Annotated in this window: 14 protein-coding genes and 1 pseudogene; 10 read left to right on the forward strand and 5 right to left on the reverse strand. The window is 36.5% G+C overall.

What is annotated here, in order from left to right:
• The first annotated feature begins 473 nt into the window (after positions 1-473).
• The 4 genes from AC3WR0_RS24770 to AC3WR0_RS24785 all read left to right on the forward strand — a co-directional run bounded on the left by AC3WR0_RS24770 (position 474) and on the right by AC3WR0_RS24785 (position 3376).
• Positions 474-1046 (forward strand): STAS domain-containing protein, encoded by a 573-nt coding sequence (locus AC3WR0_RS24770; RefSeq protein ID WP_492554761.1) that lies wholly within the window; start codon positions 474-476, stop codon positions 1044-1046.
• A gap of 126 nt (positions 1047-1172) precedes the next feature.
• Positions 1173-1571, forward strand: a complete 399-nt coding sequence (locus AC3WR0_RS24775) for a hypothetical protein (RefSeq protein ID WP_492554762.1) — start codon at positions 1173-1175, stop codon at positions 1569-1571.
• A 54-nt stretch (positions 1572-1625) separates the two neighbouring features.
• Complete coding sequence (locus AC3WR0_RS24780; protein WP_492554763.1) at positions 1626-2834, forward strand: MDR family MFS transporter; 1209 nt, start codon at positions 1626-1628, stop codon at positions 2832-2834.
• Between the two features lie 23 nt (positions 2835-2857).
• Complete coding sequence (locus tag AC3WR0_RS24785; RefSeq protein WP_492554764.1) at positions 2858-3376, forward strand: DinB family protein; 519 nt, start codon at positions 2858-2860, stop codon at positions 3374-3376.
• 175 nt (positions 3377-3551) lie between these two features.
• Here the strand turns inward: AC3WR0_RS24785 and AC3WR0_RS24790 are convergent, their stop codons facing one another.
• A complete protein-coding gene (locus tag AC3WR0_RS24790; protein ID WP_492554765.1) occupies positions 3552-4331 on the reverse strand; it encodes a nitroreductase family protein in 780 nt (259 codons plus the stop codon).
• 233 nt (positions 4332-4564) lie between these two features.
• Between AC3WR0_RS24790 and AC3WR0_RS24795 the strand changes: the two genes are divergently transcribed.
• The gene (locus AC3WR0_RS24795) at positions 4565-5125 is read left to right on the forward strand and encodes a CBO0543 family protein (protein ID WP_492554766.1); all 561 of its coding nucleotides are present in this window, start codon (positions 4565-4567) and stop codon (positions 5123-5125) included.
• Positions 5126-5693: 568 nt separating this feature from the next.
• Here the strand turns inward: AC3WR0_RS24795 and AC3WR0_RS24800 are convergent.
• The 4 genes from AC3WR0_RS24800 to AC3WR0_RS24815 all read right to left on the reverse strand — a co-directional run bounded on the left by AC3WR0_RS24800 (position 5694) and on the right by AC3WR0_RS24815 (position 8013).
• Complete coding sequence (locus AC3WR0_RS24800) at positions 5694-5879, reverse strand: hypothetical protein (RefSeq protein ID WP_492554767.1); 186 nt, start codon at positions 5877-5879, stop codon at positions 5694-5696.
• 190 nt (positions 5880-6069) lie between these two features.
• Positions 6070-7479 carry a phospholipase D-like domain-containing protein gene (locus AC3WR0_RS24805; RefSeq protein ID WP_492554768.1) on the reverse strand — a complete coding sequence of 470 codons (1410 nt, stop codon included), beginning with the start codon at positions 7477-7479 and terminating at the stop codon, positions 6070-6072.
• Positions 7480-7707: 228 nt separating this feature from the next.
• Entirely contained in the window at positions 7708-7857 is a 150-nt protein-coding gene (locus AC3WR0_RS24810) for a YjcZ family sporulation protein (protein ID WP_492554769.1), read from the reverse strand.
• A gap of 42 nt (positions 7858-7899) precedes the next feature.
• A complete protein-coding gene (locus AC3WR0_RS24815; RefSeq protein WP_081680141.1) occupies positions 7900-8013 on the reverse strand; it encodes a YjcZ family sporulation protein in 114 nt (37 codons plus the stop codon).
• A 667-nt stretch (positions 8014-8680) separates the two neighbouring features.
• Here AC3WR0_RS24815 and AC3WR0_RS24820 point away from each other — a divergent pair.
• The 5 genes and pseudogenes from AC3WR0_RS24820 to AC3WR0_RS24840 all read left to right on the forward strand — a co-directional run bounded on the left by AC3WR0_RS24820 (position 8681) and on the right by AC3WR0_RS24840 (position 12092).
• Positions 8681-9055: a YciI family protein gene (locus AC3WR0_RS24820; protein ID WP_492554773.1), complete on the forward strand. Its 375-nt coding sequence runs from the start codon at positions 8681-8683 to the stop codon at positions 9053-9055.
• A gap of 125 nt (positions 9056-9180) precedes the next feature.
• Positions 9181-9666 (forward strand): annotated as a pseudogene (locus AC3WR0_RS24825) (DinB family protein).
• Positions 9667-9918: 252 nt separating this feature from the next.
• A complete protein-coding gene (gene lepB, locus AC3WR0_RS24830; protein WP_492554770.1) occupies positions 9919-10464 on the forward strand; it encodes a signal peptidase I in 546 nt (181 codons plus the stop codon).
• Positions 10465-10851: 387 nt separating this feature from the next.
• Positions 10852-11361 carry a sigma-70 family RNA polymerase sigma factor gene (locus AC3WR0_RS24835; protein WP_492554771.1) on the forward strand — a complete coding sequence of 170 codons (510 nt, stop codon included), beginning with the start codon at positions 10852-10854 and terminating at the stop codon, positions 11359-11361.
• Positions 11361-12092: a hypothetical protein gene (locus AC3WR0_RS24840; protein WP_492554772.1), complete on the forward strand. Its 732-nt coding sequence runs from the start codon at positions 11361-11363 to the stop codon at positions 12090-12092. The genes AC3WR0_RS24835 and AC3WR0_RS24840 overlap by 1 nt, the downstream gene beginning before the upstream one ends.
• Positions 12093-12350 lie beyond the last annotated feature (258 nt).

Here is a 12350-nt window from a genome sequence, read left to right on the forward strand (position 1 = left end):
CTGTTTCTTTGAATATTTCATTTGCATCACCAGCTTTCCAGGTTTTTGGAAGTTGGCGATAAGTACCCGTTTTTTTTTAAAGCTAAACATTTAAGAACCTAAGCAGTTACATAAAATGAAAGAATACCAATGTTAACCAATAAATTCACCCAATTGGGTTTTAAACTATTTGAAAAAGCGCCTGTTGGAGGTCTGTGCATGCAAAAAGAATTAGAGATATTAGGTGAATTGCTGATAGAAAAAAGCAAAGAGATTGCTGAAAGAGTACACACCGACCGAATGGCAGGGACTCCCAAAGTGCAGAAACACCAGAATTAAAAGCAATCATAAAGCATATTATGGATATTCGGATGCAATTTTTTGCATTGGTTGGAGAGGCTCTTATCCATTATCCTGAATTGACTTAGGTAAATCAACAGGTCATAAAATGGGGACAAAACAAAGGGGACTACTGCTGCTCTATTGGTGCTCCATTGGATGAAACATTAAAGGATATGCGCTATTTCCGCGAGCATATCTGGAAGGAAATAAGATCTGAAGCACGGAAACAGGAAATGTCAGCCGATACTGTTTTTAATGTTATTTCCGTTATCGATCCTCTTTTAGACAATGCCATTTATCATACCAGCATCGCTTATGTAAATGCCTATCAAAAATCACTTGATAATGCGAAAAGCGCTTTTCTTGAATTATCGGTGCCCGTTATTCCGATTATAAAGGGTGTAGGGGTGCTTCCCTTAATCGGTGATTTGGATACCGAACGGGCAAAACTGTTATTGGAAGAAACGCTTAACCAATCTGGGAGGTTAAATCTAACCCACCTTGTGCTTGATGTATCCGGTGTTATGATTATGGATACAATGGTCGCCAACGAGATGTTTAAGGTCGTAGATGCACTGGGACTTATTGGGGTAGAGACGATCATTACAGGCATTAGGCCTGAAATCGCCCAGACCATGGTTCAATTAGGAATTAAGCTTGAAAAGTTTCGTGTAAAAGCGAATCTTTTGCAAGCCTTCAAAGAATTAAGATTATCTTTTAATTAACTAGTAAAGCGCTGTGAGCCAAAACGGAACAGCGTTTTTTATTTTTTAAAGGAAAAAAAGGAGTTAAAGGAAAAATTCAGAATATAGTAGAGAGGCTGTTGCGAGAATGTCCGGAGGTGCTAATGGATGATACGGGAAACAGAAGCGAAGGCGATCAAAAAAGCAAGGACCTGTTATGATCATTTTGCTGGGGAGTTTGGTGTGGCTTTGACTCAAGCCCTAGTAAAGAAGTCTATTTTAATAGAAGGAGAGCGTGATTTCCTTGTGACTGACACAGGTCTTCTCCTGTTAAAGAATTTCGGAATTAATATGGATGAAATAAAGAGAAGTAAACGTTCTTTTTCGAGAAAATGCCTGGATGGGACAGAAAAGAAATATCATCTGGGAGGATCGCTCGGAAAAGCTATTGTCCATAAACTTTACGAGCTGGAGTGGGTGGAACCCAGAAAGGATTGCAGAGCAGTTAATGTAACACCGATAGGAAGTCTCAACTTGGAAAAATATTTTAATCTTATTTTTAGTTAATTTAGGTGTACATAATAATATTATGTAAACAAACATAAATCTGTAAGGAGTATCATGAATAAAATAAAAAATTATATCGGGCAATTTCATATGATTGTATGGGTACTGTTAATCGGTACAGTTTTATCAAGAGGATCGGCATTTATGACTTTGCCTTTTCTGTCTATTTATTTATCTAATCATATGGAGCTGCCGCCGCTTATCATTGGCCTAATTGTGGGGATGGGTCCTTTAAGTGCTACAGTGGGGGGATTTATTGGAGGACATTTATCCGACCGTTTTGGCCGCAAACCAATTATGCTTATTTCATTATTTGCCTTTGTTGGAGTTTATTTCGGATTTACTCTGGCAAACAGCCAGGGGTGGTTCATTCTGCTGAATGCCTTAAACGGTTTTTGTAATTCCTTTTTCGAGCCAACTGCCCAAGCTTTAATGGGCGATGTCACCGATAAGAAAAACCGGATGAAGGCTTATTCCTTAAGATATACAGCCATTAATATTGGTGCCTCTGTCGGTCCTCTTGTGGGTGCCTATTTAGCAGTCAGTTCAGCAAATATTTCATTTATGATTACGGGAACAACCTATTTTATATACGCAATTGTCTTGTTCTTCTTTATGCGAAAGCTGGTACTTCCTAAAAGAGAAAAGAATCATAAACCTGTCACCATATTAGATTCTTTGCAAATTATTAAAACAGATAAAGCGCTGCTATATTTAGTTCTCGGAATCATTATAATCAATTTGGGCTATGTACAGCTGGATTCAAATATACCGCAATTCCTTCAGGGAAGACTGGACAATGGGGTGTATATTTTTTCTGTCCTTTTGACGATTAATGCCGTGATGGTGGTCTTTTTGCAAATGCCGATCAGCCATTTAGTCGAGAAGTTTAAGCCGATGCGAGTCATGATAGCAGGATCTGTTTTAATGGCTGCCGGGTTATTAGGTTTTGGATTCGTAAATGGGTGGGTTATATCCATCGTTTCTGTCGTATTAATAACCTTGGGAGAAATACTGATATTTCCTTCCAACAGCATTCTTATCGACCAGCTGGCACCAGATCACTTACGCGGAACGTATTTCGGGGCGGGCCAGTTTCGGAAAATCGGCAACTTTTTTGGTCCTATCATTGGCGGGTACCTTTTAGGCCATACCAATGGGGCTGCGATGTTTACCGTCATTATGGCCATAACCTTAAGCAGTATTTTATTTTTCCTAATCGGCAATCGATATTACCTTAAAATCAGCCTCCAACGGGGCTAAATCAGTAAAGGGAGGTTCAATAATTGGATAAAAAATCTTTAACTGTTACTTCATTAACAGGATATGAACCAGAAATAGGCCGATGGTTATGGTGCTTAGAGGATGTTCGTCGTACGCTTATAACCGCATTAACCGGTATGAGCGAAAACCTGCTAGATAGAAAAATTGGTGATAGACACTCAATTGGTTCTCTCTTATTTCATATCGCCTTAATTGAGGCAGATTGGCTTTATGTAGAAGTTCTCGGAACTGATTGGGACCCCGAAATCAAGTTGTTATTTCCTTTAGAATGCCGAACGGATGGAAAGATGACTCATGTTGAGGGAGAAAGCTTAGAAGAACACTTTTACCGTCTAAAGAAGGTACGTGAAGTTTTTCTTTCATATTTTAGATCAATGGATTTAAATGATTGGCGTAAACCACGCGAACTTGAGAATTATGACGTCACTCCTGAATGGGTGGTTTATCATTTGATCGAACACGAAGCCCATCACAGGGGACAAATTTTCCAATTACTTAGAGAGTTAAAGGCTAATCTATAAGTAGAATAATAGTATTATCAAATTTGGAAAAAGTACTTGCATAACTTGGCGCAGCAATCGTAAATTCGGCAGTGGTAATCAAATTGCGTTTTGGTTCACCACATTAGAGTGAAGGATGGTCTAATAAATCCTATAAAAAAACTCCCCAAAAACAATTTTGGGGGTCTGAAAACCATCATTCATTTTTCATAAAATTCTGCGTCTCCAAGTAATTCAGTACGGTTTGTGAAAACTCGTGATGAGATTCTTTTGTATACTTGGCAATGGTATAGATTTGAGCTAAATTCTTTAATCCTAATTGTTCTGTCATTTCTTTTAGCCGAGGGATGTCCATGTAGCGTTTCCATCCTTTTTCATTTCTATCTTTATAGATTTCTAGAATTTCTTCGTCCGAATAATCATGATACTGATCGTAGTGAACGAGTCCCTGCTGTGGAAGGCGATCTCGTGGAGCAGGGTTTTCTACGGGATATCCTAATGAATAACCCACAACTGGTACGACATTTGGTGGCAAGTCTAGTAATTTTCCAATTTGATCGCAATTAGCAAGCGTTGAGCCCATGTAGCAAATACCTAACCCTGCATTCTCTGCTGCTAAAGCACAATTTTGTGCTGCCAAAGTTGCATCAATGGCACCTATCATAAAGCTCATGAAATTATCAAAATGGACAGGTGCATCATTAAGCGAAAGCCATTTTCTCATTCTATTAAAATCAGCACAAAATGTTAATAGGATAGGTGCATTCACCACCATAGGCTGTTCCATATGTGCGGTATATAATTTTTCCCTAAGCTCTTTGTCTTTAGTGACGATAATTGAATAAGATTGCATATTGCCACTTGAAGAGGCACGAATGCCCGCATTTAATATTTGATCTAGCAGTTCTTGACTAACCTCCCTATTTTCATATTCTCGTATGGATTTGTGCCCGTTAATAACATCGTTAAATTCCATCGCCATCACTCCTTTAAAATAACTATACCAATTTAAATGAATGTTCTGAAAGTAAAACGTTTGAAAGGTTCAGTCAGTTATCTTAATTCTGCTAATGGGAACAGTGCCTTTACTAGCAATCGGGTAGGGTTGTTTAAAAATGAGGAATTTGTTCAATATCACAAAATGGGAAGTGTTAGTTGAACAGAGATGGGCAATAATGGATTTATATATAGTTTTAGGGTGAATTTAAAATGAAACCATTGATTAACAAAGAGGAAATTATAAGTTCGGATAAGTTTTTTGAAAGAATTCATCAAGTAGAAGTGGATTATGTAAGCTATTGGAAAGTACATACTTTATGGCACTGGGAATTTTGGCTTTCAGTAGCGTTATCAATCATTCCTTGGATTGTATGGATCATTCTGCGAAAGCGTGGAAGTGAGGCAAGACTGCTTTTAGCTGGAAGTTTTGGATTAAGTGTAGCTTCTTGGCTTGATTTTTTAGGACTTGTTTTCGGGTTTTGGCATTACTCGGGGAGAGTATTGCCAACCATTCCAACGTTTTTACCTTGGGATTTCACTTTAATTCCTGTATCTCTTATGCTCTGGTTACAATTTAGGCCAACTCTAAATCCGTTTTTAAAAGCTGTTATTTATTCCGCATTGACTTCTTTTTTAGGTGAACCTTTTTTTGAATGGATTGGACTTTATACAATTGTAAAATGGAGTGCTTTTTATTCCTTTCCAATTTACATTATTATCTATTTAATAGCTTATCGAATTAGTAATGCCAAATCATTTGAACCTTTGTAAAACGCCGCCTCATAACTACTATGTGAATAAGGGTTTTACTTCATTAAGGAGTAAAGGAGCATAGATAAGATAATAAAAGGAAGGGAGATGAAAAAGGATTTTCACTTTGTCGAATGTTTCTTTTAAAATCCTGGATATGAGACGGAAGTGGAGGGAATAAAAAAAGCCGCTAAAAGAAGCGACTTCTATTTTTATTTCTGCGTCTCTTTTGATACAGGGGCTGCTGGCTGTGATGGTGAAATACGTTCTAATGCTTCCGCAATCCTTCGTAATTGCTTAACCATTTCTTCGGATTGTTGATCGTTCATATCGATTCACTTCCTCCCCAAGTCGTTTAGACTTAAAGTAAATATAACATAAACCTACTATTTTAATTAATCTGTATAATTGATGTTATCTAAATAATTTTACGATTTAGATTATTTTTTTCGTTTTTTTTTAAGAAGGAATCTTAATATCATCGGATAATCGTCTAAAATAAGTATTTTTCACATAAAGGCGACTTTTTCCTTGTTCAAGTGTTACAGACTCTAAAAAACACAGGTACCATGACAGGAATGGAGCAGCATTAATTAACTTTTTTATAACTACTTGCTACCAATCGAATCATATCACGTCCTGAAATCTTTTCTGTTTCATGATAATCTTCTTCTACACGCAAACTGAAGTACCAGCTGCTATCCTTATCTTCATTTAACTTATATAACTTATTTGTTTGAACATTTGTATAAAAATCTCCATTTCTTAGCCTCATATTATCACTCCTTAATATAATTTTTATTATGCCCAATATACTGACCTAGACCCATTAGACAGAGTCCTAAAATGCTGGATATACTTGGCAGAGAATTGAATTCAGGTGGTTAGGAAAGAGGGCATGGGTTGTTGTGTAAATGCATGATGAACGTATTATTTCATTCCTCCAGCATGGTTGTACCGGAGCCTTACAATAAATACTGGAATAAATCCGTTATAAAGGATAATCCTTTTATACTGTATGATTTAACCCAACTTACTTTACCAGGTTTTAAGTTGGGGTCCTTTATATACGATTGATCCTTTGCTACCTTTAAGCTCTTTTTAAAATAATGGTTCATTTCCTTTTCGAGACTCTCGGTAAATTCCACGCTATCAATGACGACCATAGACTCGGTATTTAAAAACGCAGACCTGGAATCCATATTAAATGCTCCAATGGCACTCAATTGATGATCAAAGATAAATGTTTTGGCATGTATGGAGTCAGGCCCCTGATATTCCAATACATTCACACCCTTTTTTACCATATCGTTAATATGTTTAATATGTCCTGAATAGGCCATAACATTGGCTGTCGATGCTAACGAGTTTGTTAAAATTGTTGTCTTTTCCGGAGGAACATGTAACGTTTCCATATAAGGAAGCATAGGTTTCGTTGGAATAACATACGGGCTTTGGATGACTAAGGACTTTTTCGAATTCTTCATGAGATTCGTTAAATCATACCAAGCCCAAGGTTCTTTATTAAATCTTTGTATAGGATTATGAATAAAGGTGATTTTTTTAGTAGGAAGGGACATTTTCACCCAATCATAATAATTATTGAATATTTTTTTATCCGTTTTTTGCAAATTCTTTAGTTTCTCTTTTAATTGTTGATTGGCCTCTTTTGCTTTCTTTTGTTGACCTGAGGATAGCTTATCAAAAGGAGCCTTTGTAATTGGATGGTTCCAGACTTCATCAAAGTAGCCTTCCATTTGTTTCAAAACACTGCCTTCCTTTGTCTTGGGATCCGTATTAATTATAAGAACATCTCGGTCAGTCGTAGGGGATTTTTCACCTTTTTGAATAAAATAACGATTTCCAATATTTCTGCCGCCGATAACTGCATACTTGTGATCGATCATAAGTAATTTATCATGTAGTCGATTATTCCATGTCCAGGGCTGTAAAGGATTTAATGGTTCATAAAATTTAAGTTCGATATTTGGATGATTGATTAAGGCATATTGAGCATCTTTTAGACTAAATCTAAGACCATGGAAAATTCCATCCAAAAGAATCCTTACCTTTACGCCACGATCGGCGGCATCCAAAATCATTCCTAATAATAAATCGGTAATATATCCTTTATGAATTGAGTAATAGGCGACATCAATAGACTCCTGTGCATTTTTCATTAAGTTAACACGGGCAAACTCTGAAAACGTGTTTTCTTCTAGTAGAATCACGCGATCCTGTGATACCTTATTTCCATAGAATCTTTCCACTTTATGCTGTTCCTTAAAGGTGCTATTAACCTGCGGATGTTTATCTTTAAAAATAACAATGCCGAATACGGTAATATACAATAAATAAAAAATGAGAATAATCATAACCGCTCTTCTAACCTTTTTTATTGAACTTACCTCCTTTATAGGACCTGTTTAGCCATAATAGTTGTTAATAGTTTGTTCAACATTTATTACAATATGAAATAACAAGGAGAAAAACATTAAGTTCGGTTAGGTATGAAATAAAACGTTGCTTTCGGTGCATTAAAGCAAATAAAAAAGCCCTTGTTTGGGCTTTTTTATTTGAAAAGTTATATTGGATACTTTTATTTAATAAAAGCAAGTAGCTCCAATGATAATCAATAAAATAAACAAGACAACGATTATGGCAAAACCTCCGCCACAACCAACGCCGCCGTAACCATAGCCACCACAGCCACAGCCACCAAATCCGCCGCCGTATCCTCCGTAACCGAACATAAATATCCCCCCTTTCATTAGAAATAGAAGAAGATTATTTAATTAATAAAACCCGCCGCCGTATCCTCCACCCATAAATGACGCTCCAATTATAATAAGCAGGATAAACAATACAACGATTAATGCGAAGCCTCCACCTGCACCTGTACCACTCATTTACTAACCCCCTCTACATCTTTTCAATACAATATGATTAAATCCCAAAGGTGTCAGGGCTCTTTTTCGAAATACATAAGCCCAAATCTTTACTTTTAGAGAGGATTATTACCTAGAAATCGCATTAAATAGCGGAAAACTCCTAAACGCAAAGCGCTTAGTTAAATAAAAAAAAAATTAAAAAGGATTTCAACCTTTTTTCATCGTATTATAAAATGCAAATCTGCAGCATTAAAAAGCAACAGACTTCCAACATATAACAGTCTCATTCAAAAAAACTCTACAAGAAAGGGCTTTTAGCTTCTTCTTGGAATTAAATTCTTCACCTTTCATAAGTAGTACAAATTAGTCTTTGGGATTAAAGAAATTACTTAAAGTAAGAGCAGGGTAGTTGAGGAAGGATTTTACAAAATATCCTCGAATCTATATATGAAATACTTGAAAAATGGTTGGCTGATATTGAGGATAAAATGAATTTTCTTGTTAAACATGTACTAAGAAGTACGTGACGTAAGTTTACTGCCAATATCGACTGAGAAGAACAAAATTTTACGGACTGATCCCATTTTTAGATTTTTTAACAATGTCAATTTTGAAGATACCGTTTGGTTATTTTAAAAAAAGTCATTTAGGGGATTTGCCTCTAAAAATGAAGGAGGAAGTTTTTATGCTGTTTATGATGATTGTCAAAGCCTCGAAGAATTCGGAAGCCGGCAAGCTCCCGAGCTCTGAGCTCATTGAAGCCATGACGAGGTACAATGAGGAATTAGTTAAGGCAGGCGTGCGGGTTGCGGCTAAAGGACTTCATCCAAGTTCAAATGGAATTCGCCTGTCGTATCCGAAAGCAGGGGAAAAGCCTGTGGTTACGGAGGGCCCATTTACGGAATCGAAAGAATTGATTGCCGGGTTCATTCTGATTGATGTAAAGTCGAGGGAAGAAGCCATCGAGTGGGCCATGCGGATGCCGGACCCGCAAGGACATGGGGAAGGTCAGATTGAATTGCGACAAGTATTTGAGGCGCCGGAGCTGTCGAATATGTAACTCATCGCTTATGTACGGGAATGGAACCTAAGGTAACCACTCCGACTACTGGAAGTGCCGATTACTATATGTTGTTCTTATAGTTTTTTACAGTTCAATTATTTCTAATGGGGAGGGGGCTTTTTTTGCAAATATTTTTTAGATATAACTGGATGGTAAGAGAAGACTGGTATCGTTGGTGTGAAGAATTAAGTGAAGAAGAACTACTACAAAAAAGAATAGGCGGTATGGGAAGTATATTGCATACACTTTTCCATATAGTTGATGTCGAATGGAGCTGGATACGCCTCTTACAGGGTAAAACCGACTTTCAGGAGAGTTTTGATGATTTTAAAAGCCTGAATAAGGTTCGAAATTTGGACGCTGAATTTCATTTATAAGCGGAAAACTTTGTGAGCAACTGGGAGGATTATATGGAAAATCGTTTATTTTTCGATACCTTACCAGATGGAAGAGTTGTGACGGATACTTGGGGTGAAATCATGCGACATACCATTGCCCATGAAATTCACCATATTGGGCAATTATCAATATGGGCAAGGGAAATCGGAAAAAGTCCTGTTTCTGCAAACCTTATTGGTCGGGGTCTTTCCTCTCATTTCCAAAAATAGTCTGTTTATGTTAATGGGTGATTAATTTAATAAGATTAAACTATTCCTTGGTTTTGCTGGGTATCCAGTTTTGAGCAGCAATATGAGATGCGAAGATTTGTTCTTGAAGTAACGGGGGCTTTGCTTCAACAAAGAGTAAGGCTTTTTTCTTTTATTGAAGAAACGGAGCATTATAGCTGAAGAAAAATAAATATCCAAGTAATTGTGGTAAAATAAGGATATAATTTTGGGCATATTAAGGGAGGACAAGTAATGATTAAGAAGAAAAGTGAAACGTTTGAATGGGTTAAATCCATTATGGTTGCAATTGTTTTAGCATTTATTATTCGCTCTTTTTTCTTTACTCCCATTGTTGTCGACGGTGAATCAATGAATCCTACTCTCCAAGACAAGGATCGTATGGTTGTAACCAAAGTTGGTGAACCGAAAAGATTTGATATTGTTGTGTTTCACTCCCCAGATGGTTCGGATTACATTAAACGTGTAATTGGACTCCCAGGTGAGAGTATTGAGTATAAGAATGATATTGTATATATAAACGGTAAGGCATATAACGAACCTTATTTAGAAAAATATAAGAAAACGCTAAATGGAGGAACATTAACAGGCTCTTTCACTTTAAAGGAAACCGCAGTAGGCAGCCATACTGTCCCTAAAGATTGTTTATTTGTAATGGGAGATAACAGAAGGAAAAGCAAAGACAGCCGTTTTATTGGAGCGATACCAATGGAAAAGGTAATAGGGACAACAAATGTTGTATATTATCCGATAAAAGAAATTAAAATCGTAAATAAGTAATTTCTGCCTTTGAATAAAGTTGGACTGGTTACTTCTTCAAAACCATCGGGTGTGTTGATCCAAGAAGGGTTAACCACCTTTTTAGTTGCTTATTGAACAAACGGATCAACATTCCTGTAATAAACCAAGTTTGTAAAATAGTGTACTCAAACATATTGAGGCTTATGTTAAGTAAGAGAGGTGCTGAGGCAGCACTTTTTTCTTATACAGCTAAAGGGGCATTTAGAGTAAGGTTTACTAAAGCGTTAAAGCTGTCCCAGAGACAGCTTTTTATTTTTATGACATAGATAATTTTATAAAAAATTCTAAAAATTTTTTTGAATAATGAACCCTCAAGGTTCATGGACTCGTCATTTATACAGGGAGAAGAAAATAGAGGTGAAGGGTTTGGAGAGTCGAAGACAAGAGCAGGTTAGGGATTTTGAACAAATAGTTGAAGACTATATCACAGATGTAAAGAAAATAATCTTCGTCTATGTAAAAAATTATCATGTAATGGAGGATATTACCCAGGAAGTATTTCTATCCATTTATAATAATTTGTCGGAGTTCAGGGGGGAAAGCCCCATGAAAGTGTGGATTTTTAAAATTGCAATTAATAAATCGAAGGACTATTTAAAAAGCTGGCATTACCGTAAAGTTTACCTGACAAGCCTTTTTAAGGAAGAGACTTCAAAAGATGATGTCGAAAAAACAACCATTAGTAATATTCAGAGCCAGAAGCTTTCGGAAATAATAATGAACCTGCCAGTAAAATATAAGGAAATTATTATCCTTTATTATTACCAGGATTTGGACACAACGCAGATAAGCAGCATCCTAAACCTAAGCGTAAATACCGTTAAAACAAGACTTATTCGTGGCAGAGAAATTATTAAACGGAGGTTTGATTATTAATGGACCAATTAGAAAACCAAATTAAAACCTCTCTCAATGAACATGCATTCAATAATATTAAAACCTCAAAAGAGGAAAAAACGTTTTTTATTAATAGTATAAAAAGTAATACTCATTTAAAGAAGTCCGAGGTAAGCTGGAGATTTATCCCTCTAACTGTTGCAGCCATCCTTGTATTATTGATTTCATCAGTGCTGTTAAAATCATTTAGCAATAATGAAAGTGATTCAACTGCCTCCATTCAAAAAGAAGCAATTGTGGCCTTTGGAAGGAATGTGACGATCCCGATATTTGAGGGATTTCAGATTAAATTTGCAGCACTGACTATGCTTCCTCTAATGGATCATCCAACTGATCTCATTGTTTATTATTCCAATAATAAGGGAGATATGGACCCAGCTTTTAATGAAGAAAAAGAGAGGAAGCAATGGGAAGAGAATCAGAAGAGCAAGATCCTTTACGGGCCCTATACAGGGAAAGAGGCAATTAAAATTGAATATCGTCCTGGGAAAGTTGAGGGAGCGACCACTAATGGATATGAAAATAAAACGATCAATGGGATCCCTTTACAATATGAATATATAAAGAAGGAGTCAGTTGAGACAATTTTGGTTTTTGTAAATTACAATGAAGGTGCCTACATTCTAGAAATTAGGCTGGGCAAGGAGTTTAAGAAAAAAGATGGCGATCAGGTAGTTGAGCGGTTTATCGAACAACTAAAACAAAAATAGTAACAGATTAATCTTTTCCTAAGAAAGGTGTTAAATTTGCTTAATTCAAATTCCGTAGTACCCACCCTAAGCTATTTTAAGTTAATCTTTTAATAGGTCCTTTGGATCTATGTCAATATCCTGGACACAAAAAAGTTAAGTCCGTTTTGGGACGGCATCCATTTATGGAGCATCCTGTATGTAGCGAAACCAGTCAAGAGGAAACCCGCTCTTGACAGCCTTCGCTACATACAGGAAATATAACCCATGGATGTCGTT

It is taken from the genome of Neobacillus sp. FW104-15D2 (genome assembly GCF_058790155.1).